Here is a 26,030-nt window from a genome sequence, read left to right as displayed (position 1 = left end):
AGGAGACAACGCATGGAGCAGGACAGCGAGGCGCGCAATGGGGCGCACGACGGAGCGCTGATCGAGCGGCGCTCGATCGACTTCATTCCGGAGGCCGAACGCCATGGCAGGCTCTACAGTCAGTTCACGCTGTGGCTGGGCGCCAATCTGCAGATCACCGCCATCGTCACCGGCGCGCTGGCGGTAGTGCTAGGCGGGGACGTGTTCTGGTCGCTGGTCGGGCTGTTCATCGGCCAGGTCTTCGGCGGCGCCGTCATGGCGCTGCACGCGGCCCAGGGGCCCAGGCTGGGCCTGCCGCAGATGATCTCCAGCCGCGTGCAGTTCGGCGTCTACGGCGCGGCCATCCCGATCGTGCTGGTGTGCCTGATGTATCTGGGGTTCACGGCTACAGGCGCCGTGCTGTCGGGGCAGGCCATCGGCCAGTTGCTGGGCGTCAGCGACAGCGCAGGCATCCTGCTGTTCGCCGCCGTCATCGTGCTGGTCACGGTGTTCGGTTACCGCACGATCCACATGATCGGGCGCGTGGCCAGCGTGCTGGGGCTGATCGCGTTCGTCTACCTGTTCAGCCGTGTGATGACGCTGGGCGACGTGGGCCAGTTGCTGCAGATCCGCCATTTCAACTGGACCTCGTTCCTGCTGGCGGTGTCGCTGGCGGCCTCGTGGCAGATCGCCTATGGCCCCTACGTGGCGGATTACTCGCGCTACCTGCCCAGCCGCACCTCGTCGTCCAGGACCTTCCTGGCGGTGGGCCTGGGTTCGGTCGCGGGCGCGCAGATCGCGATGACGCTCGGCGTGCTGGCGGCGGCCATGGCGGCGGGCCAGTTCGCCGGCCGCGAAGTGGCCTACATCGTCGGACTGGGCGGCGCCGGCGCCACCGCTGCGCTGTTGTACTTCAGCATCGCCTTCGGCAAGGTCACCATCTCGACGCTGAACTCTTACGGCAGCTTCATGTGCATCGCCACCATCATCAGCGGCTTTCGCGGCCATGTGGAGATCTCGCGACGCCAGCGGCTGGTGTTCGTGCTGTTGATCGTCGGCGCGGCCACCTGTGTGGCGCTGGTGGGGCAGCATTCGTTCCTGAACGCGTTCAAATCGTTCATCCTGTTCCTGCTGGCCTTCTTCACGCCCTGGAGCGCCGTCAACCTGGTTGACTACTATTTCATCAACCGCGAGCGCTACGACGTCGCCGCGCTGTCGGATCCCGATGGCCGCTACGGGCGCTGGAACTGGCCCGGCATCCTGGTCTACGTGGCGGGCGTGCTGGTGCAGATGCCCTTCATCTCGACCAGGCTCTACACCGGTCCGATGGTCGCGCGCCTGGGCGGCGTGGACATCTCGTGGATCATCGGGCTGATCGTGCCAGGCCTGCTCTATTACGTGTTCGCCCGCCGCGGGCACACGCCTGCGCCCCACCCGACCCTGCGCGGACACGACATCGCATGACATCGGATATCCGTCCTGGAGAATAAGAAATGGATCTGCACTTGAATCCTGGCCACCTGACGCTGGCGCAACTGCGCCAGGTGTACCAGCAAGCGGGCCGCGTGACGCTGGATCCGGCCGCCTACGGCCCGATCGACGCCAGCGTCGCCTGCGTCGAGCGCATCATTGCCGAAGGCCGCACGGCCTATGGCATCAACACCGGCTTCGGCCTGCTGGCCTCGACCAAGATCGCCCGCGAAGACCTGCAGGCGCTGCAGAGCTCGCTGGTGCTGTCGCATGCCGCCGGGGTGGGCGAGCCGCTCGACGACGCCATGGTGCGGCTCATCATGGTGCTCAAGATCAACAGCCTGGCGCGCGGCCGCTCGGGCATCCGCCGCCAGGTCATCGACAGCCTGATCGCGCTGGTCAATGCCGGCGTGTATCCGCATATCCCGCTGAAAGGCTCGGTGGGCGCTTCCGGCGACCTGGCGCCGCTGGCGCACATGTCGCTGCTTTTGCTGGGCGAGAGCCGCGCCCGCTGCGACGGCGAGTGGCTGCCGGCCAGGGCGGCGCTGGCCCGCGCCGGACTGGGGCCCCTGACGCTGGCGGCCAAGGAGGGCCTGGCGCTGCTGAACGGCACCCAGGTGTCCACGGCCTACGCGCTGCGCGGCCTGTTCGAGACCGAGGACCTGCTCGCCGCGGGCCTGGTCTGCGGCAGCCTGAGCGTGGAAGCGATGCTCGGCTCGCGCGTGCCGTTCGACGCCCGCATCCACGAGGCGCGCGGCCAGCCAGGCCAGATCGACGTGGCCGCCGTCTACCGCGACCTGCTGACCGAAGACAGCGAGGTCGGCCATTCGCACGTGGACTGCGACAAGGTCCAGGACCCCTACTCGCTGCGCTGCCAGCCGCAGGTGATGGGGGCCTGCCTGACGCAGATCCGCCACGTGGCGCAGGTGCTGCAGATCGAGGCCAACGCCGTGTCCGACAACCCGCTGGTGTTCGCCGAACAGGGCGACGTGCTGTCGGGCGGCAACTTCCATGCCGAGCCGGTGGCGCTGGCGGCCGATAACCTGGCCCTGGCGCTGGCCGAGATCGGCGCGCTGTCCGAGCGCCGCATTTCGTTGATGATGGACAAGCACATGTCGCAACTGCCGCCGTTCCTGGTGAGCAACGGCGGCGTCAATTCGGGGTTCATGATCGCGCAGGTCACGGCGGCCGCGCTGGCCAGCGACAATAAGGCGCTGGCGCATCCTGCCAGCGTCGACAGCCTGCCGACCTCGGCCAACCAGGAAGACCACGTGTCGATGGCGCCGAATGCCGGCAAGCGGCTCTGGCCGATGGCCGACAACGTGCGCGACATCCTGGCGATCGAGTGGCTGGGCGCCTGCCAGGGGCTGGACTTCCGCGCCGGGTTGAAGACCTCTCCCAAGCTGGAACGCGCCCGCGGCCTGCTGCGCGAGCAGGTCGCGCACTACGAAAAGGACCGCTTCTTCGCGCCCGACATCGAGGCCGCCAGTCGGTTGATCGCCGGCCGTCACCTGAACGCGCTGATGCCGGCTGGCCTGTTGCCCAGCCTTTGAGCGCATCGACGATAAGGGGAGTACGCGCATGAAACAGATCTGGCGCAACTGCCACGTGGCGACGATGGCCGGCGGCGAATATGCGGCCGTCGAGCGCGCCGCGCTGGTGACGCGCGGCCAGCACATCGAGTGGGTCGGCCCGGAAGCTGACCTGCCGCGCGGCGACGAGGCGGCCGAGCACGACCTGGGCGGCGCCTGGGTGACGCCGGGACTGATCGACTGTCACACGCATCTGGTGTTCGGCGGCGACCGCAGCCAGGAGTTCGAACAGCGCCTGCAGGGCGTGGACTACGCGGTGATCGCGGCCCAGGGCGGCGGCATCGCCAGCACGGTGCGCGCCACCCGCGCCGCCACCGAGGCGCAGTTGTACGCCAGCGCTCGGCGACGCGCGCTGCATCTGCTGCGCGATGGCGTCACCACGCTGGAGATCAAGTCCGGCTACGGCCTGGACCTGCCCAATGAGCGCAAGATGCTGCGGGTGGCGCGCCACCTGGGGCAGACGCTGCCGTTGACGGTGCGCGCCACCTGTCTGGCGGCGCATGCGCTGCCGCCTGAATTCGCCGGCCGCGCCGATGACTATATCGACGAGGTCGCGCGTCGCATGCTGCCGGTGCTGGCGGCCGAAGGGCTGGTGGACGCGGTGGACGCTTTCTGCGAGCACCTGGCCTTCTCGCCGGCGCAGGTCGAGCGGGTATTCCAGGCCGCGGCCCAGTTGGGCCTGCCGGTGAAGCTGCACGCCGAGCAATTGTCGTCGCTGCACGGCGCCAGCCTGGCGGCGCGCTACGGCGCATTGTCCGCCGACCATCTGGAATACCTGACCGAGGCCGACGTCCGCGCCATGGCGGCGGCCGGCACGGTGGCGGTGCTGTTGCCGGGTGCGTTCTACGCGCTGCGTGAAACGCAACTGCCGCCGATCGACCTGCTGCGGCGGCACGGCGTGCCGATCGCGATCTCCAGCGACCTCAACCCGGGCACCTCGCCTGCGTTGTCTCTGCGGCTGATGTTGAGCATGGCATGCGCCCTGTTCCGCTTGACGCCGCAGGAGGCGCTGGCCGGCGCTACGGTCCACGCGGCGCGCGCGCTGGGCCTGCAGGCCAGCCACGGCGTGCTGGCGCCGGGCAAGGTCGCCGACTTCGTGGCGTGGGACATCGCCCATCCGGCCGAGCTGGCGTACTGGATCGGCGGCGAACTGCCCAAGCGGGTCATCCGCCACGGCGAGCCGGTCTGCGCGACCGCGCTGGACTGACGCGGCGGCGCCGGTCCGCGGCCGGCGCCGCGCGCGCGGATCAGGCCGACAGCGCCAGGCGCTCACGCGCCGGCAGGGCCGGCGGCGCGTATTCCTGCTGGCCAGCCGGCAGCCGGAAGGTGCTGACCGAATGCTGCAGGCGCTGCGCCTGCGATTCCAGCGAGGCCGCGGCGGCGGCGGCCTGTTCGACCAGCGCGGCGTTCTGCTGCGTCACCTGGTCCATCTGGGTCACCGCGGTGTTGACCTGATCGATGCCGGTGACCTGTTCGTGCGAGGCGCTGGCGATGTCGCCGACCAGCGTGGTCAGCCGCTCGATCGCCGCCTGGATTTCCTCCATGGTGCGGCCGGCGGTCTCGACCTGGGCCGCGCCGGCCTGCACCGTCGCGCCCGAGGCGCCCAGCAACTGCTTGATTTCCTTGGCGGCGCTGGCGCTGCGTTGCGCCAATGAGCGCACTTCGCCCGCCACCACGGCGAAGCCCTTGCCCTGCTCGCCGGCGCGCGCGGCTTCGACCGCCGCGTTCAGCGCCAGGATGTTGGTCTGGAAGGCGATGCCGTCGATCACGCCGACGATGTCTTCGATGCGCCCCGAGTCCTGCGCGATTTCTCGCATCGTGGCGACTGCGCTCTGCACCGCGGCGCCGCCACGGCGGGCCACTTCCGACGCCTCGGCGGCCATGGCGTTGGCCTGGCGCGCGTTGTCGGCGTTGCTGGTGACGGTCGACAGCAACTGTTCCATGCTGGCCGCGGTTTCCTCGAGCGCGGCGGCCTGTTGCTCGGTGCGGCTGGACAGGTCCTGGTTGCCGGCGGCGATCTCGCTGGAGCCGGTGTTGATTTCAGCCACGCCGTCGCGCACCGAATGCACCGTCCGCACCAGGCTGGCCTGCATTTCCTGCAGGTAAGGGATCAACTGGCCGACGCAGTTGTTGCCAAACGGGGCAATGGGCGCGGTCAGGTCGCCCGCGGCGATATGCTGGAAGTGGCGCTTGACCACGTTCAATGGCCGCTGCATGAAGTGCACGACATAGCGGTCGCCCAGCACCAGCAGCAGCAGGCTGACGCCCAGCACGATGCCGATGCCCGCGAACGCTTCGCGGCGCTCGGTCATGGACCGTTCGATCAGGGCCTCCTGGCGCTGCCTGGCGTAGGCCTGGTAGTTTTCGATGCTTTTGCCGAAGGCGCGGCTGGCGGTGACGACCGGTCCGGCGGCGTGGGCGCGCGCCTTCTCGATGTCGTCCTGCGCCAGGAAGTTGCGCTGCACCGCGATGCCGCCATTGACCAGCGCATCGAAGTCGTTGCGCAATGGGTCGAGGATCGACGCGGGCGTATCGTTCTTGGCCGACTCTAGGAATGCCTGCTGGTTCTTGCGGGCTTCCTCCAGCGCCGCGTCGATCGCGCGGCCTTCTTCGGCGGCGGGCGCGGCCAGGCCGTCGCGGGCGTATTCAAGCTGCCGCGCCAGCCGCAGGCGGGCGCGCATGATCTGGTCGTTGATGAGGGAAAGCGAGGAAACTTCGTTCAGCAGGTCGTTGCTGGCTTCGAGGGCGTCGCTGGCGTGGCGCAACCCGTTCACGCTGATGGCTGCCTGGCCGGCGAACAGGACACTGATCAGGAGCAACGTGCTCAGGATCATGCGGCGGATGGTGATGTCTTTCAGGAACTGTGTCATACGCGTCTTTCTTGGGGGTAGGAGACTGCCTCACCCCGGACAACGGCCCGGCCCCTTTGATATTTAGCGCGTGTTGCACATCTTACGTATGTGTCGGCCTGTCAGCGATATATAACGACATTAACCGCAATAAAAGCGTCTTTTCATCGCGTGGCGGGCGTTTCGGCCGGCTCGATCGCGCCAAAGCGCAGCCGCGCGAAGCTTGCCAGGCTGGCCAGCGCGGCGCACAGGCCGCCCAGCCACAGCGCGATCACGGCGCCGTGGGTGGTTGACACGTTGAAGCAGGCGGCCACCAGCGCCGCGCCGGTGGCCTGGCCCAGCAGCCTCACCGTGCCGATCATGCCGCTGGCCCCGCCCGCGCGCGAGGGCGGCGCGGAGGTCATGATGGCGCGCAGGTTGGGCGACTGGAAGAAACCGAAGCCGGCGCCGCACAGTGCCATGCGCCAAGAGATGTCCCAGGCCGAGGGCGCGGCCGGCAGCAGCGCCAGCGACGCCATGCCCAGGGCCAGGAGCGCCAGCCCCACGCCGCCCAGCATGCCGGCCGGATAGCGGTCGGACATGCGCCCGGCGATGGGCGCCATGATCGCCACCACCACCGGCCACGGCGTGATGAGAAAGCCGGTATGCACCTGGGTGTAGCCGAGCACCGTCTGGAACAGGAACGGCAGCGACACGAACGCCAGCGCCTGCGCCGCGAACGCGCACACCGCGGTGGCGGCGGACAGTGCGAACAGCGGTCGGCGCAACAGGTCCACCGCCAGGATCGGCGCCGGGTGGCCGGCCTGGCGCCGCATCAGCAGCCACAGGCTGGCCGCCGCCAGGCCCCATTCCAGGGTGACGCGCGGCCACGGCGCGCTATGCGCCAGTTCGTTCGAGCCGAGCACGAACAGCCCCAGCGTCATGGCGCACAGCGCCGCGGCCAGGCCGTCGAAGCCGTGCGGCGCGCGCGTGGTCAGGGGCAGGCCGCGCAGGCCCAGCGCCACCGCCAGCAGGCCGATCGGCACGTTGATCAGGAACAGCCAGTGCCATGACCCCAGCAGCAGGATGGTGGAGGCCGCGGTCGGCCCTGCGGCGAACGACAGGCCCACCACCATCGCGTTCAGGCCCATGCCGCGCCCGAGCACCGGGGCCGGATAGATGAAGCGCAGCAAGGCCGCGTTCACGCTCATGACGCCGGCCGCGCCCAGGCCCTGCAGGATGCGGGCCGCCACCAGCACCGGCAGGGAGGGCGCCAGCCCACAGGCCAGCGAGGCCAGGGTGAACACCACGATGCCGACCATGTAGACGCGCCGGTGCCCCAGGATCTCGCCCAGCGCCGCCGCCGGCAAGAGACCCGCGACCATCGCCAGTTGGTAGCCGCTGATGACCCAGATGGAACCCGCGTCGCTGGCCTGCAGGTCGCGAGCGATGGTGGGCAGCGCGGTGTTGGCGATGGCGGTGTCGAGGCTGGCCATGCAGACCGCCAGCATGACGGCCAGCAGCGCGCCCAGGCGTTCGGACGCGGGCAGGCCGCGGCCCGCCGGATGGATGGTGTTGCTTGAGAAGGAGAACATGAGGAGACGCGCGGCGAAACGCCGGGGCCGACGGCTGTGGGTGAGCGTTGATTCTAGTGCGACATGTCGATTCAACGCTTCGTCAGCCGGGCGGACGTGGCCGTGCCGTGGGCGCCCGGGCGGCCAGCGCGCCGGGACGGCACGCGCAATGGCGGACGCGCGGTGATTATCGGCCGCTCGGCATTAATGCGACCGGGCGGTCACGCGGCGGCGTCGGAATAATCATCAATGAATAATCCCGCGGCCGGGATTTCTCTCGTTTTTGGGAACGCCGGTTACTAATTGAAATTGTCCTGTGTGCTGAATTACAACAAAATATCCCATCCCGGATTAATCGTGTTTTCATAGAGATAATTCAATTCGTTGTCCGGGATTCTTAATCCGTCTGGTGAGAAGTGGTAAGCGATGCGAGTTTGAATTTAACCAAATTGTGCCCGGCCACTTTATTCGCCGTACCATGGTTGTTATGCAGGTCTGACAGTGCAGCAGTATTTCGTGGGAGTGATTCATGAAACGCTTGTCCTTGTGCGCGACGACTCTGACTTTGACGCTTGCGGCGGCCGGCTCCCTGCCCCAGGCGGCGCTGGCCCAGACCACGGCCAACATGACGGTGACGCTGACCATTACCGCCAATTGCACCATCGCCGCGAATAACCTGAGCTTCGGCAGTCACGGCCTGCTCACCACCGCGGTCACGGGCAATACCACGGTCAACGTGACCTGCACCAATACCACGCCCTATACCGTCGGCCTGAGTGCCGGGACCGGTTCGGGATCCACCTTCGCCACCCGTTATATGAACGGGACCGCGACGGGCAATACCGCCAGCACGGTGCGATATCAGTTGTACCAGCCCGCGCCCAACCAGACGGTGGTCTGGGGCGATACCGGCTCCAGCGATCGCGTCGGCGGCGTCGGCAATGGCTCATCGCAGGCGCTCACCGTGAACGGCACGGTGCCCGTGCAGAGTACGCCGGCGCCCGATACCTATTCCTCGACCGTGACCGCGACGGTGTATTTCTAGTGGGCCGCCCATTCGCGGGCCGCCCATTCGTGGGTCGTATCTTCCGCATACTGGTCGGCGCGGTTTTCGCCTGGAGCGTCCTGGCCGTGCCGGCGCGGGCGGCGACGCTGCAGATATCCCCCGTGCTGGTGGACTTGCAGCCGCAGCAGAGCGCCACCGGCATCATGCTGCGCAATCCGGGCGTGACGCCCGTCTACGGCCAGGTGCGCGTCTACGCCTGGGACCAGGCGCAGGGTGAAGACGTGCTGACGCCGACGCAGGAGATCCTGGCCAGCCCGCCGATCATCCAGGTGCCGCCCAAAGGTGAACAACTGGTGCGTCTGGTGCGTGCCGGCAAGGAACTGGCGGCGCTGGAACAGAGTTACCGGCTGGTGATCGACGAGATTCCCGATCCGTCCACGCCAATGGTCAATGGCGTGGTGCTGCGCATGCGCTACTCCGTGCCGGTCTTCGTGGCCGGTGCCACGCCCGAGCCGGTGCCCGAGCTGGCCTGGCACCTGTCGCGCCAGGGCAAGGAATGGGTGCTGCGGCTCGACAACTCCGGCACCCGTTATGCGCAGGTGGCGTCGCTGCAACTGCTGTCCGGCGCCGACGCGCCGCTGGCGAAAGTGGACGGCCTGCTGGGATATGCGCTGGCCCGCCGCGAGCGGCTCTGGCGCTTTCCCGCCAAACAGGACGCGGCCGGCCAGATCAGGATCCGGGCCATGGTGAACGGCAGCACCGTCACCGTCACGCCGCGAGTCGACTGACTGATTGCGTCCCGCGCCGCCCTTTTGGCGGCCGTTGGGGTAAGAGAAGGCAGCCCATGGCAGTACGCGCGATCCGTGCTTGCGGGCGCTGCGCCTGCCGCCTCGCGCTCGCACTGTCCGGCGCGACGTCGGCGGCGGCGGATTTGCCCATCCAACTGGTGTCGTTCGGCAATATCGCCGAGCGCGATGTGTATTTGGAGGTAAGTATCAACGGCGTGAATACCGCGCAGCTATTGCGTTTCCGGGATGCGCAGGGCCGGCTGTCCGCCAGCCCGGGCGCGCTGGGGTCCGTCGGGGTGGACGTGAGCAAGCTCGGCGCGCCCCGCGACAGCGAGATCCCGCTCGATGACATTGCCGGCCTGCGCTACACCTACAACGCCGCCATGCAGACGGTGAATCTGGTGGTGCCCGACGCGTTGCGCCTCCCATTCCAGGTGGATACCCGCGGCTTGCCGCAGACGCCGCGCGCCACCTCGGGCCGCGGGCTGGTCCTGAACTACGAGGCCTATGCGCAGACCGATGCCTACAACAAGGTGTCGATGTACACCGAGCAGCGCTACTTCGATCCGCGCGGCACGTTCAACAACACCGGCACGGCCTACCTCGGCGGTCGGGCCGACCGCTACATCCGCTATGACACCTACTGGACCCATTCCGACCAGGACACGTTGCGCACCCTGCGGGTCGGCGACACCATCACCTCGTCGTTGAACTGGTCGCGCTCGGTGCGGGTGGCCGGAATCCAGTGGGGCCGCAATTTCGCCTTGCGTCCGGATCTGGTGACATTCCCGGTGTCGTCCCTGAGCGCTTCATCGGTGGTGCCCTCCTCCGTGTCCCTGTACGTCAATGGCGTGCAGCAGTATTCGGGCAACGTCCCGGCCGGCCCTTTCGTGGTCAACCAGATTCCCGGCGTCACGGGATCGGGCCAGGCCACGCTGGTCACGCGCGACGCGCTGGGACGCAGCGTCAGCACCTCGGTGCCGCTCTACATCGATACGCGCATGCTGGCGGCCGGCCTGTCCAGCTATTCCGTCGAGGCCGGCTTCGCGCGGCGCCAGTTCAGCGTGCGCTCGTTCGACTACGACAAGCGGCCCGCCGTCACGGCGTCGGGGCGTTATGGCCTGGACGATGCGCTGACCCTGGAGGGCCACAGTGAAATGAGCGCCGGCGTCTACAACGTCGGCGCGGGCGCGCTCGTCAGGCTGGGACAGGCGGGCGTGGTCAATGGCGCGCTGTCCGGCAGCGCGGGCCACTACGACGGCGGCCAGGTCAGCCTGGGCTACCAATACGTCGAGCCGGCCTTCAGCGTCGAATTGCAAACGGTGCGCGCCCTGGGCAATTACGGCGACCTGGGCTCGCGCGAGGACGCGCCGGTGCCGCGGCAGACCGACCGCGTCACGTTCTCGCTGCCGCTGACCCAGTCGCAGAGCGTGTCGCTGAGCTACATCGGCTTTCGCATGCCGCAGGTGCCGGCCGCCAAGATCGGGTCGGCCTCGTACACCGCCAATCTGCACAGCCGCGTATCCATGAACCTCAGCGCGTACAACGATTTCGCGCAGACCAATTCACACGGCGTCTATCTCGGCTTTTCCATCCTGCTGGGCGACAACACGCAGTTCAACGCCTCGGTCGGCCGTCAGGGTGAGCAGGATACCTATAGCGTCGGCGCGCAGCGCAATGTGGATTACGACGGCGGCTGGGGCTGGGGCGTGGAGAATGGCCGCAGCGGCGGCAGGCAGTACAACCAGGGCAAGCTGCAGTTCCTGGGCCGCTATGGCCAGTTGACCGCGCTGGGGCAGGACTACGGCGGCAAGAATCAGGCGGCGCTGCAGGCCGTCGGCGCGGTGGTGCTGATGGATGGTTCGCTGACGCCGTCGCGCCGGATCAACGACGGCTTCGCGCTGGTCAGCACCGACGGCACGCCGGACGTGGCGGTGCTGCACGAGAACCGCAAACTGGGCCGCACCAACAGCGCGGGCCACCTGCTGGTGCCGGACCTGAATTCCTATCAGATCAACCGCCTGTCCATCGATCCGGACGAACTGCCGGTCGACATGAAACTGGAGTCGACCAAGGCGGTGGCGGTGCCGCAGGCGGGGTCCGGCGTGCTGGTCAAGTTCCAGTTGCAGCGCTATGCCGCGGCGTCGGTCATCCTGCACCTGCCGGACGGCTCGGTGTTGCCGGTGGGGGCGCGGGTCGCGCACGTCGAAAGCGGCAAGCAGTCGGTGGTGGGCTACGACGGCATCGCTTTTGTCGAAGACCTGCAGGTCGAGAATCATTTGCGCGTGAAAGGCAGCGGCGTGTCGTGCGTGGCGGAATTTCCGTACCGTCACGATCCGGCGCGCCCGCTGCCCACGCTGGGGCCGTTCGTATGCCAGCCGTTGAAGGAGCCCGGCCAATGAAATCCGCCTTGTTCGTTCTGGGTGCCTTGCTCGGGCTGGGCGCGACCGTCGATGCGCGGGCCAGTTCATGCTCGTTGGGGGCGGGCACGACGTCAACGATCAACTTCGGCTCGGTCAATCCGCTGTTGGCCACCGATACCTTCGCGGATGCCAACAGCGTCGTCGTCAATTGCAATTTCACCGCGCTGGCGCTGGGCGCGCGGCTGTGCTTCTACATGGGCGTGGGCAACACCAGCCCCAGCACCGCGGCAAGGGCCCTGGGCGCGGGCGCCTTGCGCATGAATTACAACCTATACACGGACAGCGGCCACACTCAGGTGTGGAGCACTGCGGGCACGACGGCGCCGACCTCGGTGCTGCTGAGCGGGCCCGCGCTGGGGGGCAACGCGTCGGCGACGTTTTCCTATTATGCCAAGCTGCCCGGCGGCCAGAACACGGTCTCGACCGTCGGCAACGCCAATACGCTCTACAGCGAGAGCTACACCACCACCGGCTATGTGGATATCGCCATCGGGTTGCTGGCCTCCCTGCTGGTGAATTGCCCGATCGCCGCGCCGACCCAGCGGCTGTCCATCCCGCTGACCGTGCAGGCCACGGTGCAGAAGAACTGCACGATCAACACCACCGATCTGGCGTTTCCGCCGCAGGGTCTGCTCAATCAGGCCGTCACCGGGAATGCGCAGGTCACGGTGCGATGCACCAACAGCAATGCGTTTGCGGTCGCGCTCAATGGCGGCTCGGTGGCCAACAATGTGTCGGCGCGCAAGATGAAGCATGAGACACAGGCCGATACGGTCGGCTATCAGCTTTACCAGGATGCGAACTATGCGACGGTCTGGGGCGACGGCGTGACCGGAGGCACCACGCTCAACCGCACAGGCACCGGCGCCAATCAGGTGTTCACCGTGTATGGGCGGGTGCCCGCGCAGACGACGCCTCGCCCCGGCAATTACAAGGACACCGTGCTGGTCACCATCACTTTCTGAGTGGCGCCGCGCCCGGCATCAGGCCGCGGGCGGCGCGACGCGCGGCTTGACCGGCCAGAACAGCGTGGCCGGCCGTTGCCAGATGCGTTGGCGCACTCCCAGCGCCAGCGCCTGCCGATCGCCGCGGCGCAGGTTGCGCGAGCGCAGCGCGACATTGAAGGCCAGCGCGAAACTCACCCCGACATTCAACAGCCCGGTCACGGCGGTGCCCGCCACCGCCATCCAGAACGCATGCGTGTGCACGACTTCCCATCCCAGCGCGCCGATGGCCGAACCGATCTGGCCGGCGCTGAGCGTGACGTGGCGGACTTCGACGTGGGGACCGAAGAAGCTGACGATGGCCGGTCCCAGGCCCAGCATCAGCCCGAGCGACACGTTGCCGGCGATGCCCGAGATGTTGCGCTGCCAGAAGCCGGCCCAGCGCGCCGCGCCGCGCGCGCCGAACAGATGGCGGATGCGGCGGTCATAGGCCATGACGTCGTGCACGCGATGCAGGGCGAACCAGTTGTCGGCCCAGCCCGCGATCAGGCTGGACAGCCACAGCAGCACGGCGGTGGCGGCGGCGTAGATCGGCGTCGGTCCCCACAGGGAAAACGAGTCCAGCGTGGCCTGAGCCTTCTCGGCATCGATCAGGGGCCGTTGCAGCCAATGCTGCGCCACCCACTGCACGGCCCACGCCAGCGGGAACACCACGGCCAGGTTGCCCAGGATGGCCGCCGCGTTCGAGCGGATCATCGACAGGGTGTCGTCCAGGAAGGCCTCGCGACCTTCGGGGGTGTTGGCCTCGTCGAGCCGGTGCGCCAGCGCCGGGCCGGTCATGGCCGGCTGCTTGGTGGCCAGCGTGAAATGCGCGAAATGGATCGCCAGGAAGCCGCCGGCATAGTTGAGCGAGGCCAGCAGGCCCTCGATGAACTTGTCCAGGTGCAGCGAGACGATGAAGAACTTCAGGTAGACGGTCAGCACCATCACCAGGCCGCCGCCCGCCGATGCCTTCAGCATCGACAGGTATTCGGCGGCGTCGCGGGCGATGTAGTGCTCGCCGGTCTCGGCGGTGCGGTCCATGACGCGCCGCGCCAGTTGCGCGAACGACGACGCCGCCAGGTGACGGATGCTGCTGCGCGCCTGGGTCGAACGGACCAGCTCGGCGATCAGGTGGGCATACTTGTTGCGCTGGGTGGGATCGACCCACACGCCCAGAAGCAGTTCGATGCGGGCCAGCCGCAGCTTCATGCGCTCGATCTGGAACACCACTTCGACCGATACGCCGTTCTGTTCCAGCTCGGCGTAGACGTCGCGGGTGGCGTCGCGGCAACTGTCCAGCAGCGCCCGGAACACGTTCAGCCGCCTGCCGAAGACGTCGCGCGGCGTATCCGGGCCGCTGTCGCAGAGTTCCGCCGCGGCGCCGGCCAACGCGAAGAATGGACTCTCGCGCACCCGGCCCGGCAGGCGGCTGCGGATGTCCTGGCTCAGGCCGGTGGCGCGCACCTGGCTGGCCAGGACCTGGATGCTGCTGGTCAGGGCCTCGACCAGGTGCTGCGGCGGTGGCTCGGGCGCCATCGGGTCGGCGTGGGCAAGGCCGTCGCCCTGCCGCAGCAGCCGGCGCAGGCGGGCGCGGGTCTCCTCGTCCAGGGCTTCGATCCAGGCGGCGTCGTGGGCCTTGCGGAAGATCAGCGAGAACAGGCCGAACATGTCGCTGCGATTGGGCGGGGGCGGCAGCAGCCGCGCTTGCGCCCGTTCCCAGAACTCGCCCCAGAAACCGGGGTGCGAGGCCACGCCGGTATCGCACAGCAGCGAAGTGGGGTCGTTGTCGGTGATGAGCGAGCGCAGCGTGGCGGCCACCGGCGCCGCCAGCGCCGGATTATTCTCGAGCACCTGCAGCACGTAGCGCAGGCGGGCGTGTTGCGGATGGCGTCCGTCCTCGGCCGGGTCGCGCGCGGGGCGGTCGATCCAGCGGCACAGGTCGACCATCCAGAGGTTGCGCTGCGCCAGGGGCGCGTCCGGGTCGGCGCTCGCCAGCAGGGTGTCCAGTTGCGGGCCGCCATGGCGCGCTGCGCGCCATTTACGCCAGAGGGAGATCGCCATGGTCGGACCTCGCGGGTCAGAGGGATTCGGGTTCCCGGCGCAGCGAGAAGCCCTGCGCCTCGTTCATTGCCAGATAGCTGACGTTGCGCGACACCACTGGCGGCGTGTCGCCCTCATGCAGCGCCAGCAGGCCGTCCAGCACCATTTTGTCTGCCAGCGTCATGCGGTCGATCATGCGCAGGTATTGCATCCAGCTTTCCACCAGGAACACTTCCCGCCAGACGCCGTCGCGCTCCAGGTCGCGGAACAACTGCCATTGCTGCGCGCCATTGCGCAGCCGCAACAGGCGCAACGGCCGCGCCGCGTCGATCAGGGCCGACAGCTTTTCCCTGGGGATCAGGTATTGCACCGCCACCAGCACGGCGCCGTGCCGGGTGTCGAAGCCGGCGGCGGAGAGCGCCGGTTCGGTGGCGTCGGCGCGCGCCAGCGATTGCGTGTTGACCTGCTCCGGCAGCCGCGAGCGGTACAGCAGCGCGACGGTGATGGCCAGCATCACGCCCGCCGCCGACAGCGCGCCGGACACGCCCATGGTGCCGGCGAAGTGGCCCCACATGAACGAGCCCGCCGCGAGCCCGCCGAAGATCGCCGTCTGATAGAGCGCCAGCGAGCGCGCCTTGACCCAGTCGGGCACCAGCATCTGCACGGTGGTGTTGTAGGTGGCCAGCACGCCGATCCAGCAGGCGCCGGACACCAGCAGCGCCGGAAACGCCAGCCACAGCGTGCTGGTCAGGCCCAGCATCAGCAGGCAGGCGGCCAGCAGTCCCGCGGCGACCGTCACCAGCCCGCTGGCGCCCCAGGCCGCCTGCAGGCGACGCACCACGGCGCTGCCGAGGATGGCGCCGACGCCGAGCGCGCCCAGCATGTAGCCGTACAGCAACGCGTTGCCGTTTTCGTGGGCGTACGCCAGCAGCGGCAGCAGCGCCCACAGCGCGCTGGCCGACAGGCCGAAGGCGAAGGCGCGCAGCATCACCACGCGCGTCACGGTGGAATGCTGGGTGTAGCGCAGGGCGGCGACCACGCCTTCGAGCAGCCGTTCGGGCGGCAGCCGCCGTGGCGGCACATCGCGGCGCCAGCGCCAGATGGCCCAGATCAGGCTGCCGTAGCAGACGCAGTTCAGCAGGAACACGACAGGCGCGCCAGCGGCGCCCAGCAGCAGGCCGCCGATGGCCGGCCCCACCGCGCGCGCCACGTTGTAGTTGACGCTGTTGAGCAGCACCGCGCTGCCGATGTGCTCGCGCGGCACCTGCTCGCCCACCGCCGCCTGCCAGGCGGGGGTGACGATGGCGCTGCCGATGGCGATGCAGAAGACCGACACGATCAGGGTGATGGGGTGCAGCAGGCCGATGAACGCCAGCACGGTGATGAAGATGCCGCCGGCCAGCTCGAGGAGCATGCCGACCAGCATGACCTTGCGGCGGTCGTAGTTGTCGGCCAGCACGCCGGTCAGGATCGACAGCGCCACCAGCGGGAAGGCGGCGGCCACCTGGATCATGGCGACCATCAGCGGGCTGCTCTGCTCTGTGGTGATGACCCAGGCCGCGGCGACCGATTGCGCCCAGGTGCCCAGGTTGGCGAACAGGTTGGCGATCCAGATGATGCGGAACGCCGGGAAGGCGAAGGGGGATAGCGTGCTGACCCGCAGGACGGGTTTGGGGGCGGCGGCGGCCGCGCCCGGCGAGGAAGGAGGCAGATCGTTGTTGGCCGAAACGGGCTGGAGCATGGAAGCCTCGGTGATCGCCCGGCGACGGCGGGCGGGGGCTGTCCAATGGTACGCCTATTGAGGGTCCGGGTTAAGGCAAGACGCCGCGCGCCCGTCGAGCGCGGCGCGGCGGACGCGATCAGGGTTTGGCGGGGGCCGGGCCGGGGTAGGCCTGGTTCAGGTACTCGACGATCAGGGGGACCTGTTCGGCCGGAATCGGCGCCCCGTAGGTGCCGACCATCTTTCTGACCTCGGCATCCCAGAACCCCAGGGGCATGGGCGGCTGAGAGGACAGGTAATCGACCGAATGGCACATCAGGCACAGGGTGGCGGCCTGGGCGCCGGGGCCGGCGCCGGGATGCAGCGTGGCGGTTTCCTGGGGCAACTGGATGTCCAGGGCGTACGCGGGCGCGACGGCGCCGGCGGCGGCCAGCGCCAGGGCAAGGCGGGCGAAGGGGATCATGGCGGGCTCCTGGCTCAGGCGGCGTCGATGCGCACGGTTTCGACCACGTTGCGCATGTAGCCGGCCGGATTCCACAGCGGTTCCAGCGGTTGGGTGTCGCCGGCCTGGTTGGTGGCGCGCGCCTTGAGCGCGTAGCGGCCGGCCCGGGCCGGCGTGAAGTCGGCATGCCATTCGCGGAAGGAATAGCGTCCCAGATCCGGGCCCAGCGTGGCGGCGCTCCAGGTCTTGCCGTCGTCGGCCGAGAACTGCACCTCGCGGATGCCGCGGCCGCCGTCGAAGGCGATGCCGCGCACCTGCATCCGTGCGCCCTTGGCGACGCGGGCGCCATCGGCCAGGCTGGTGATGAAGCTGCGCACGTTGTAGCGGCCGATGGGGCGGGTCTTCTCCGGCGCCTTGCCCGCGGGCGTACAGGCGCAGTCGTTGTCGGGGATGCGATAGGCCTTCTGCATCCAGAAGCCGTCGAACTCCTGGTCAAGCACCTGGATGTCCGCCAGGTGCTTGACCCAGTACGTGCCGTAATAGCCGGGCACCACCAGCCGCACGGGATAGCCATTGAGCATCGGCAGGTCGGCGCCGTTCATGGCGTAGGCCAGCATCACCTCGCCGTCCAGCGCATGGGCCGCGTCCAGCGCCTTGACGAAGGCGGGCGTGCCCTGCAGCACCGGGCGGTCGAGCCCCTGGAACGTGACCTGGCGCGCGCCGGCCTGGATGCCGGCCTTCTCCAGCACGCGCTTGAGCGGGATGCCGAGCCAGCGGGCGTTGCCCATGGCGCCATTGCCGAGCTGGCCGCCGCCCACGCGCGGCTCGAAGAAGCCGCGGCTGTTGCCGGAACACTGGGTTACGGCCACCAGCTCGACCGGCTGGCCGAATTGCTGCTTCAGGTCCGCCAGCGACAGTTCCAGCGGTGTGTTTACCCGCCCGCCGATGCGCAGCCGGTAGGCGGCGGCATCGATGGCGGTGGGGATGTTGCCCAGGTGATAGCGCACGAAGAAGGCGTCATTGGGCGTGATCACGCTGTCGTTGAAGACCGCGAACGGCGTTTCCAACTGCGGCGGCCGCGATGTCTGGCGGATCAGGGGGCGTTTCTGGGGGTAGGCGATCAGGTCGCGTTCGCCATTGGCGAATGGCAGGGTGACGGTGGCGGGGGCCGCCAGGCTGGCGAGGGCGTGGCCGGCGAGTGTGCCGGTCGCGCCCAGGGTACAGGCTTGGCGCAGGAAGCGCCTGCGCCCATCCGTATCGAATGCGCTCATGCATGTCTCCTCGTGTTTTTCTAGTACCCTCGCCTGCGGCGTGGTCGAATCAGGCTACGCCCGCCGGCCTGACAAATGCGTTAACAGTTGCGTCGGCCGTTCCAATAACCGCGTTTTCCGCGCCCCGCGCGCCTGACCTCCCGATGCGACTGACCTTCGACCGATCGGCGTTCGCCGCCCTGCTTGCCGTGACCGTGGTGGAGGCGCTGATCGCCACCCTGGGCAAGCCCTACCCACTGTTGCGCGGGTTCGTGGGCGATGTGGTGGCGGTGGGGTGGGCCTATCTGGTGTATCGCAGCTTCATCCGTGCCGGCGTGCTGCCGCTGGCCATCGCCGCGCTGTTGACCGGCTACGCGGTGGAGTTCGGACAGTACCTGGCGCGGCTGTTCGGCTGGCGCCTGGAACAGCCGGTGCTGCGCATCCTGCTGGGCAGCGTGCCGGACTGGTGGGATGTGCTGGCCTACACGCTGGGGTTCTTCCTGGTGCTACTGCTGGCCGGGGCGCGGCGGCGGTGGCAGTCGGGTCGCCAATCGGTCGGCTCCCGGGTCGCCGGGACCTAGCCCGTCGGGCCTCGAGCAATCAATTTTCAGGCGACGGGGCGCGCGAGGCGCCCCGGATGGATCGCGCCCGTCGTGACGGGAACGGAGGCGGCCGGCGTCAGCCCGGCTGGATGGCCGGGGTGCGCTTGTCGGCCTGGGCCGACGGCGCGGCTTGCGGCCGCAGCCGGGCGTTGCGGAACGGCGCCAGGCATTCCGACCACGACGAGGGGAACAGGGGCGTGGCATGGCGCACGGCATCGCGGCCGGCGTAGTGCGCCAGCAACTGCTGGCCGATGGGGGCGTCTCCCAGGGGATGGCGGGTGGTCATGGTATTTCCGTATTGCATTGAAAGTGTATTCATTGTACCAGTCGGTCGCCCTCGCCGCCAACCGTGGCAACCGGCGCCAAGTCCTTGATACCAGAGGAGGCCGTCCCTTTTATGGGCGACCCGCAACGGGAATACCCTAGTCGATCAAAACGGTAGACGGTATACAATGTTCATAATCGGTCGAAGACTTCGGCCGCCCCTCCCTCACCAGACCTGGAGCGTGTCATGGCTGAACTGATGAACCGAGATGAATTCCGTACCGCGTTGGAAAACGCAATCAAGGGCAAGAGCGCCAATGCCTCGCCGTTCTCGATCGCCTGGGCCGAAGGCAAGCTCAGCCGCGAACACCTGTCGCGCTGGGCCGAGAACCACTACCACTACGTCGGCCCGTTCGCCGACTACCTGGGCTACCTGTACGCCCGCACGCCTGACACCTACACCGAGGCCAAGGATTTTCTGCTGGCCAACATGTATGAAGAGGAAATTGGCGGCGACCGCCATACCGACCTGCTGATCCGCTTCGCCGAGGCCTGCGGCACCACCCGCGAACGGGTCACCAATCCGGACAACATGTCGCCCACCACGCGAGCGCTGCAAAGCTGGTGCTACGCCGTGGCGATGCGCGAAGACCCGATCGTGGCCGTGGCCGGCCTGGTGGTGGGACTGGAATCGCAGGTGCCGTCGATCTACCGCAAGCAGACGCCGACCCTGCGCGAGAAATATGGCTTCACCGACGAGGAAGTCGAGTTCTTCGATCTGCACATCGTGTCCGACGAGATCCATGGCGAGCGCGGCTACCAGATCGTGCTGGAGCACGCCAACACGGTGGAGCTGCAGCAGCGCTGCCTGAAGATCTGCGAGATCGGCGCGCAGATGCGGCTGCTTTACACCACCGCGCTCTATACCGACTACGTGCAGCAGGAAATCGCGCTGCCCGAGCTCGGCCTGGCCGCCTGAGTCCCCAGCCCGCCGCCGTCCGCCCGCGCGGGCGGCGGCGGGCGCTACCGGATACCTGATCCATGCCTACCGTCGTATTCCACAAAGACGGCCAGACCCATACCGGGGTGGTGCCGGACAACGCCAACCTGGTGGTGCGCGCCGGCATCCGGCAGTTTCCCTTTCCGCACCTGCGTTACGAATGCGGCATGGGCAAATGCGCCAAATGCGCCTGCCGCGTGCTGTCGGGGGGGGAACACCTGCCGCCGGTGAACTGGAAGGAAAAGAAGCAGTTGGGCGAGCGCATCGACGCGGGTTACCGGCTGGCCTGCCAGCTATGGCTCGACCACGATATCGAACTGGGGCAGGACGTCGAGACGGCGCCGCCGCGCGAGGTCGTTGCCGCCGCCGAGCAGCGCTAGCCGTCGTCCACGGCGGCAGCCGCCAGGCCCTCCCCGAACACAATCCGCAAAGGAACCCCGCATGACCCGCGACGCGAATGACGCCGTGTTCGTGATTCTGACGTCCAAGCCGGGCGTGTACCGCACCGAGGCGGACGCGCTGGCCGAGATCGTCGAGACCTACGACTACGCCTGCGATGGCCGCCTGCGCGCCGTCTTCAGCATCGCGCGGCTGCGCGGACCGAGCCGGCTGGTGGTCACCGAGGAAACGCCGCCCTATGTGGTGAACCGGGTGCCGTCCAAGTTCCTGGAGGCCTTCGCGTCGCTGGACGCCGCGCGCCAGGAGCTTATCCACCTGACCCGCTTCGGCAGCATCGATACCACCCTGACGCGGCATCCCGACCGCGTCGCCGCGGAGCAATGAGCAGCATGGTCAAGATCACGTTTATATCGAATGGCGGCAAGGTGGCCGAGGCCCCGGAGAACAGCAATCTGCTGCGCGTGTCGCTGAAGGAAAAAGGTGGCATTCCTTTCAAGTGCGGCGGCGGCCTGTGCGGCACCTGCAAGTGCCGCATCGAGCAGGGGATCGAGAACACCGACGCCATCAAGCCCAAGGAACGCAAGCACCTGCGGCCCGAGGACTTCGAGGCCGGCTATCGCATGGCTTGCCAGACCTTTGTGCTGGGCGATGTGGCCGTGTCGTGGGTGGTGCGCGACGGCAAGGGCGTGGTGACGGACGCGGCGGCGCAAGCGGCGCCCGCCGCGCCATGACGGTCGCGCGCTGGCCGCCACATCGCAACGGTCGGGCGGCGGCGAACGCGCCGGGGTGCCGCGCCCGCGCTCAGGCGGCCGACGAGTGCGCCTGGCGCGTCTCGGTGTAGGCCTTGGCGGCGTTGTGCACGTGCTGGCTGGCCAGCAGCGCTGCCAGGTCGCCGTTGCCGGCGATGACGGCGTTCAGGATCTGCGAGTGCTCGTCCCAGTTCTGCTTGGCGCGGTGCATGTTGCTGGGGGCGAACAAGAGCGCGGTGCGGTCGCGCAGCGAACGCATCAGGTCGGTCAGCACCACGTTGCCGCCGATGGTGGCCAGCATTTCGTGGAACTGCGAATTCAGCGCCAGGAACTTGTCCAACTGCTCGCTGCGCGCGGCCTCGGTGCCTTCGCGCAGGAACGCCTGCAGGCGTTCGACGGTCTTGTCGTCGCGGCGTTGCGCGGCCAGCTTGGCGTTCAGGCCTTCCAGCGTGGCGCGCACTTCCACCATGTCGTAGGCCACCGCGTCCGACAGCACCGACACCGACGCGCCGCGGCGCGGCTCGATGGTGACCAGCCCTTCGGCGGCCAGCGCCCGCAGCGCTTCGCGCACCGGGATGCGCGACACGCCCATTTCCTCCGACAGGCGTCCTTCGACCAGGCGGTCGCCCGGCGTGAATTCGCCGCTGAGGATGCGCTCGCGCAGCTTGTCGCGGATGACCGCGAACAACTGCGGGTGCTGCTCGCCGATCTTCAGCGGAGCAGATTGCTGCATGTCTACGGCTTGCGAGCTGACGGGCGAAGTGGTCATGGCGAGCGGGTCTGGCGGAATGGATACAGTCTTCATTGTATTACCGGGCGGCGCGTCGACGGTGTTGGCGAGTGGCGTCAGCCGAGCCACAGGGCCTTGGCGATCACCCCGAGCGCGCCGATGGCGCAGGCGGCCAGCAGCACGGCGCGCACCGCGCGCGGCGGCAGCCGCGAGCGCAGCCGGCCGGAAACCGCGAAGCCGGCCAGCAGGAACGGCGCCAGGCTGAGCGCCAGCGCGGCGTGGTAACCGGTGTAGCGGTCGGCCAGCGCCAGCATCGCCAGCGAGAAGATTGACCCCAGGAACAGCACCATGCCCAGCGTGGCGCGCAGCCGCGGCGGCTCGGCGTGCTGCAACACCAGGGCAATCGGCGGGGCGCCCACCGAGGTCATGGTGCCCATGATGCCCGAGGCCACGCCGGCGCCCGAGACCCGGCCGGGGGTGGCGGCAAAGCGCAGGCCGGCGGCGCTGAGTCCGACGGCGGCCAGGATCATGGCGGCGAACAGCAGGCCCAGCGCCTGCGGCGCGAAGCGCGCCATGGCGTAGATGGCGATCAGGGTGCCGGCGGCGCGCCCGGTCAGGGCATAGCCGACCGCCGGCCAGTCGATCGCGCCGCGTTCGCGCAGCGCGGTCAGCAGCGAGATGAAGCCGCCCAGCGTCAGCAGCGGGCCGGGCGCCAACTGCGGAAAGCACAGCGCCGCCACCGGCGCGGCGAACATGGCAAAGCCGATGCCGCCCACGCCCTGCGCCAGCGCGGCGCCGAAGACGACCGCGGCCATGGCGGCGAAATGCCAGAGATCGGGAACGGCGATGGGCATGTAGCAGTCTCTTTTTGTATACCGTAGTCTGAATAAAAACCGCCCATGCACCAAGATTGGGCTTATGCGCCAACTTAATGCACTGATTTTCCTCGAATATTCATCGAAATTTCAGAATTATCGGTTTCCCTAGGCGATGCATATTTCGGTTGGTATGACGCATGACGAAATATAGTATACCGAAGTGGCGATTCAACAGCCACGTCACAAGGGGAATAGCGCATGCAATCGGACGTCGTCCTCAACGCCGCTCACTGGATGTACCTGGTCAGCGTCGCCGCCATCATCCTGACGATGATCCTGCGGGCCAATGTGGTGGTGCCGTCGGTCATCGGCACCTTTCTGGTGGTGCTGGCCATCACCGGCAACCCGATCAGCGCGCTGATCGGCATCTTCTCGGCCAGCTTCGTGGCCGCCAAAGAGCTTTTCAACATCTTCCTGGTCATCACCTTCATGACCGCCCTGCTCAATGCGCTCAAGACGCTGCAGGCGGACGTGCGCATGGTGCAGCCGTTCCGGCGGGTGATGCGCGGCGGCCATTCGTCGTTCCTCATCATCGCCCTCTGTACCTATGTGATCTCGCTGTTCTTCTGGCCGACGCCGGCGGTGCCCCTGGTCTCGGCGATCCTGCTGCCGGCGGCCATCGCGGCCGGGCTGCCGCCGCTGGCGGGGGCCATGGCGATCGCCATCGCCGGTCAGGGCATGGCGCTGTCGTCCGACTACGTGATTGGCGTGGCGCCCGGCATCAGCGCCAAGGCCGCGGGCGCCGCGGTCAGCGCCGCGGTGGTGGCGGACCGCGCGCTGGTGCTGTCGCTGATCACCGGCGCGGTGGCGTTGACCGTCGCGTACCTGCTGGTGCGCAAGCACATCGTGCCGGCCGACCCGGGCCTGTTGTCGGCCTGGCAGGCGCGCGCCCAGGACGGCAGCCTGGCCGAGATCGAGCACTCAGGATCGTTCGACAAGGCCGAACTCGCGCGCGGCACCATGGGTGCGAACCCGGCGCTGCCGCGCGGCCCGGGGCTGAACGATGAGGAACGGCGCCGGGTGCGCTGGTCGCGCGTGTTCGCGGTGGTGACGCCGCTGGCCTTCCTGGGCGTGATCGCGGTGATGGTGCTGCCGCGGCTGTTCCCGTCGCTGCCTGCGCTGCGCGGCGGCGACGCGGCGGCGCTGGTGGGCGGCGTGGCGTTCGTGGTGATGATGCTGGTGACGCTGGCGGCCGAAGGGCCGCGCAAGATGCTGGACGTCTGCCCCGAGCACGTCACCGACGGCTTCGTGTTCGCCTTCAAGGCGATGGGCTCGGTGCTGCCGATCGCCGGCTTCTTCTTCGTCGGCGCCAACGAGACGGCCGCGCAGATCCTGGGCATGCCGCAGGCCCAGGCTCCCGGGCTGTTGTTCGAAGTGATCTCGGCGGGCCAGCACCTGATCCCGGAGAACCATTTCCTGGTGGCGTTCGGCGTGCTGCTGGTGGGGATGATCACCGGCATCGACGGTTCGGGTTTCGCCGGCCTGCCGTTGACCGGCACGCTGTCGGGCGCGCTGGGGCCGGTGGTCGGGGTGGATCCGGCGACGCTGGCGGCGGTGGGCCAGATGGGCGCGGTGTGGACCGGGGGCGGCACCCTGATCGCCTGGTCGTCGCTGATCGCGGTGGCGGGGTTCGCGCGGGTCCACGTGCTGTCGCTGGTGCGGGCGCTGCTGCTGCCCGTGCTGCTGGCGCTGTTCGTGTCCACGATCTGCGCCGTGCTGATCTGGCATTGAGGCCGGTTCGGGTTTACGTGGATCGAATCATTTAGATTAAAGTATACAATGTTCAGAAATTACCTCAGACGGCCAATTTCCGGGCATCCCGGCCAGCCCGGCAAAGGAAGGACTTCCGTGGACGAGCTTTCGCAGCAGGAATTTCTGAATCACATCGGGGGCGAATGGGTCGCCTGCGCCTCGGGCGCGACAGTGCCGAACCTGAACCCGGCCGACAGCGCCGACGTGGTGGGACGGTTCCAGCAATCGGACGCCACCGATGGCGCCCGCGCCGTGGCGGCGGCCGCCACCGCCTTTCCCGCCTGGCGCGACACGCCGATCTCCAAGCGCGCCGCCATCCTGTTCCGCGCCGCGCAACTGCTGGAGGACCGCGCCGACAGCGTGGCGCGCGAACTGACCCGCGAGGAAGGCAAGGGGCTGGCGCTGGCGCGCGACGAAGTGCTGCGCTCGGCCCAGACCCTGCGTTTCTACGCGGTGGAAGGGCAGTCGTTCACCGGCGAGACCTTCGTCAACGACGATCCGGACATGGTGGTCTACAGCCAGCGCGAGCCGCTGGGGGTGGTGACGGTGATCTCGCCGTGGAACTTCCCAATCTCGATTCCGGCGCGCAAGATCGCGCCCGCGCTGATCACCGGCAACACCGTGGTGTTCAAGCCGTCGTCGGACGCGCCGCTGTCCGGCTACCGGCTGGCGCAGGCGCTGGTCGAGGCGGGCCTGCCGCCGGGCGTGCTGAATTTCGTGACGGGACCGGCCTCGAAGGTGGGCCAGGCCATCACCACGGCGCCGGCGGTGCGCGCCATTTCCTTCACCGGCTCGACCGCCGCTGGCGAGCAGATCCACCGCGGCGCCGGCCTGACCACGCGCACGCAGATGGAGCTGGGCGGCAAGAACCCGCTGATCGTGCTGGCCGACGCCGACCTGGATCGCGCGGTGGACCTGGCGGTCAAGGGCGGGTTCTCGCTCAGCGGCCAGGCCTGCACCGGCACCAGCCGGCTGCTGGTCGACCGCAAGGTGCTGGCGGCGTTCACCGAGAAGCTGCTGGCGCGCATGGCCAAGCTGACCATCGGCAATGGCCTGGAGGGCAATTTCGACCTGGGTCCGCTGGCCACCCGTAAACAACTCGACACGGTGCTGAGCTACATCGTGCTGGGCAAGCAGGAAGCCACCCATCTGATCGGCGGCGAGCGCCTGGACGGTCCCGGCTTCGAGCGCGGCTATTACGTGACGCCGGCCCTGTTCACCGACGTGACGCAGCAGATGCGGATCGCGCGCGAGGAGATTTTCGGACCGGTGCTGGCGCTGATCGCGGTGGACGGCTACGACGAGGCCATCGCCTGCGCCAACGACACCGAATACGGCCTGTCCGCCGCCATCGCCACCAGCGACGCGCGCTACGCCCATCGCTTCGCGCGCGACATCCAGGCCGGCACCGTCAAGATCAACCGCACCACCACCGGCAATCTCATCAACGCGCCGTTCGGCGGCCTGAAAAGTTCCAGCACCTCGACCTTCCGTGAATCGGGCCGGGTCGGGCTGGAGTTCTACACGCAGATCAAGACCGTCTACCGCGCAGGCTGAC

The 26,030-nt window shown here is 68.3% G+C and carries 23 protein-coding genes; 14 read left to right on the top strand and 9 right to left on the bottom strand.

The features are described from left to right. Positions 1-12 precede the first annotated feature (12 nt). From HV783_RS21770 to hutI, 3 genes are read left to right on the top strand one after another with little or no spacing between them, the layout of a single operon-like run. Positions 13-1,443, top strand: a complete 1,431-nt coding sequence (locus HV783_RS21770) for a purine-cytosine permease family protein (protein WP_064527221.1) — start codon at positions 13-15, stop codon at positions 1,441-1,443. Positions 1,444-1,472: 29 nt separating this feature from the next. Further along, on the top strand, positions 1,473-3,002 hold the full coding sequence (hutH, locus tag HV783_RS21765) for a histidine ammonia-lyase (protein WP_064527223.1): 1,530 nt from the start codon (positions 1,473-1,475) through the stop codon (positions 3,000-3,002). A gap of 28 nt (positions 3,003-3,030) precedes the next feature. Then, on the top strand, positions 3,031-4,248 hold the full coding sequence (gene hutI / locus HV783_RS21760) for an imidazolonepropionase (RefSeq protein WP_175189851.1): 1,218 nt from the start codon (positions 3,031-3,033) through the stop codon (positions 4,246-4,248). 40 nt (positions 4,249-4,288) lie between these two features. Here the strand turns inward: hutI and HV783_RS21755 are convergent, their stop codons facing one another. Beyond that, complete coding sequence (locus HV783_RS21755; RefSeq protein ID WP_054503668.1) at positions 4,289-5,911, bottom strand: methyl-accepting chemotaxis protein; 1,623 nt, start codon at positions 5,909-5,911, stop codon at positions 4,289-4,291. A gap of 143 nt (positions 5,912-6,054) precedes the next feature. Beyond that, a complete protein-coding gene (locus tag HV783_RS21750; RefSeq protein WP_054503667.1) occupies positions 6,055-7,464 on the bottom strand; it encodes an MFS transporter in 1,410 nt (469 codons plus the stop codon). A 508-nt stretch (positions 7,465-7,972) separates the two neighbouring features. Between HV783_RS21750 and HV783_RS21745 the strand changes: the two genes are divergently transcribed. From HV783_RS21745 to HV783_RS21730, 4 genes are read left to right on the top strand one after another with little or no spacing between them, the layout of a single operon-like run. Beyond that, positions 7,973-8,488 carry a Csu type fimbrial protein gene (locus HV783_RS21745; protein ID WP_054503666.1) on the top strand — a complete coding sequence of 172 codons (516 nt, stop codon included), beginning with the start codon at positions 7,973-7,975 and terminating at the stop codon, positions 8,486-8,488. A gap of 29 nt (positions 8,489-8,517) precedes the next feature. After that, entirely contained in the window at positions 8,518-9,237 is a 720-nt protein-coding gene (locus HV783_RS21740) for a fimbrial biogenesis chaperone (RefSeq protein ID WP_196767563.1), read from the top strand. 56 nt (positions 9,238-9,293) lie between these two features. Further along, positions 9,294-11,639, top strand: a complete 2,346-nt coding sequence (locus tag HV783_RS21735; protein ID WP_372413133.1) for a fimbria/pilus outer membrane usher protein — start codon at positions 9,294-9,296, stop codon at positions 11,637-11,639. Further along, a complete protein-coding gene (locus HV783_RS21730; RefSeq protein WP_175143669.1) occupies positions 11,636-12,625 on the top strand; it encodes a Csu type fimbrial protein in 990 nt (329 codons plus the stop codon). The genes HV783_RS21735 and HV783_RS21730 overlap by 4 nt, the downstream gene beginning before the upstream one ends. A gap of 18 nt (positions 12,626-12,643) precedes the next feature. On the opposite strand, the gene HV783_RS21725 is transcribed toward HV783_RS21730, so the two are convergent. From HV783_RS21725 to sorA, 4 genes are all read right to left on the bottom strand, one after another. Then, positions 12,644-14,707: a site-specific recombinase gene (locus HV783_RS21725; protein ID WP_175189850.1), complete on the bottom strand. Its 2,064-nt coding sequence runs from the start codon at positions 14,705-14,707 to the stop codon at positions 12,644-12,646. A 16-nt stretch (positions 14,708-14,723) separates the two neighbouring features. Then, positions 14,724-16,427 (bottom strand): MFS transporter, encoded by a 1,704-nt coding sequence (locus tag HV783_RS21720; RefSeq protein ID WP_054503663.1) that lies wholly within the window; start codon positions 16,425-16,427, stop codon positions 14,724-14,726. Positions 16,428-16,545: 118 nt separating this feature from the next. Further along, entirely contained in the window at positions 16,546-16,869 is a 324-nt protein-coding gene (sorB, locus tag HV783_RS21715; RefSeq protein ID WP_054503662.1) for a SorB family sulfite dehydrogenase c-type cytochrome subunit, read from the bottom strand. 14 nt (positions 16,870-16,883) lie between these two features. Next, on the bottom strand, positions 16,884-18,119 hold the full coding sequence (sorA, locus tag HV783_RS21710) for a SorA family sulfite dehydrogenase catalytic subunit (RefSeq protein WP_175189849.1): 1,236 nt from the start codon (positions 18,117-18,119) through the stop codon (positions 16,884-16,886). 143 nt (positions 18,120-18,262) lie between these two features. Between sorA and HV783_RS21705 the strand changes: the two genes are divergently transcribed. Continuing rightward, a complete protein-coding gene (locus tag HV783_RS21705; RefSeq protein ID WP_054503660.1) occupies positions 18,263-18,679 on the top strand; it encodes a ribosomal maturation YjgA family protein in 417 nt (138 codons plus the stop codon). Between the two features lie 97 nt (positions 18,680-18,776). On the opposite strand, the gene HV783_RS21700 is transcribed toward HV783_RS21705, so the two are convergent. After that, complete coding sequence (locus HV783_RS21700; RefSeq protein ID WP_054503659.1) at positions 18,777-18,986, bottom strand: hypothetical protein; 210 nt, start codon at positions 18,984-18,986, stop codon at positions 18,777-18,779. Positions 18,987-19,211: 225 nt separating this feature from the next. Between HV783_RS21700 and HV783_RS21695 the strand changes: the two genes are divergently transcribed. The 4 genes from HV783_RS21695 (at position 19,212) to HV783_RS21680 (ending at position 21,094) form a co-directional block, all read left to right on the top strand. Next, positions 19,212-19,943 carry an iron-containing redox enzyme family protein gene (locus HV783_RS21695; RefSeq protein WP_006387284.1) on the top strand — a complete coding sequence of 244 codons (732 nt, stop codon included), beginning with the start codon at positions 19,212-19,214 and terminating at the stop codon, positions 19,941-19,943. 62 nt (positions 19,944-20,005) lie between these two features. Continuing rightward, positions 20,006-20,344 (top strand): 2Fe-2S iron-sulfur cluster-binding protein, encoded by a 339-nt coding sequence (locus tag HV783_RS21690; RefSeq protein WP_175189848.1) that lies wholly within the window; start codon positions 20,006-20,008, stop codon positions 20,342-20,344. A gap of 61 nt (positions 20,345-20,405) precedes the next feature. Further along, a complete protein-coding gene (locus tag HV783_RS21685; RefSeq protein WP_081273588.1) occupies positions 20,406-20,747 on the top strand; it encodes a ferredoxin in 342 nt (113 codons plus the stop codon). Beyond that, entirely contained in the window at positions 20,744-21,094 is a 351-nt protein-coding gene (locus HV783_RS21680; protein WP_054503657.1) for a 2Fe-2S iron-sulfur cluster-binding protein, read from the top strand. Before HV783_RS21685 ends, HV783_RS21680 begins: the two co-directional genes overlap by 4 nt. Before the next feature lie 70 nt (positions 21,095-21,164). Here the strand turns inward: HV783_RS21680 and HV783_RS21675 are convergent, their stop codons facing one another. Further along, entirely contained in the window at positions 21,165-21,881 is a 717-nt protein-coding gene (locus HV783_RS21675; protein WP_054503656.1) for a GntR family transcriptional regulator, read from the bottom strand. 77 nt (positions 21,882-21,958) lie between these two features. Next, positions 21,959-22,696, bottom strand: a complete 738-nt coding sequence (locus tag HV783_RS21670) for a sulfite exporter TauE/SafE family protein (protein WP_054503655.1) — start codon at positions 22,694-22,696, stop codon at positions 21,959-21,961. Between the two features lie 222 nt (positions 22,697-22,918). Between HV783_RS21670 and HV783_RS21665 the strand changes: the two genes are divergently transcribed. Next, on the top strand, positions 22,919-24,451 hold the full coding sequence (locus tag HV783_RS21665; protein ID WP_054503654.1) for a hypothetical protein: 1,533 nt from the start codon (positions 22,919-22,921) through the stop codon (positions 24,449-24,451). 117 nt (positions 24,452-24,568) lie between these two features. Beyond that, positions 24,569-26,029, top strand: coding sequence for an aldehyde dehydrogenase family protein (locus HV783_RS21660; protein ID WP_175189847.1), 1,461 nt, complete (start codon positions 24,569-24,571; stop codon positions 26,027-26,029). Position 26,030: the final 1 nt, after the last annotated feature.

The sequence above is a fragment of the Achromobacter dolens genome (genome assembly GCF_902859745.1).
GTDB classification, from domain to species: Bacteria; Pseudomonadota; Gammaproteobacteria; order Burkholderiales; family Burkholderiaceae_B; genus Achromobacter; species Achromobacter dolens.
This window is presented reverse-complemented; position numbering and strand designations above follow the sequence as displayed.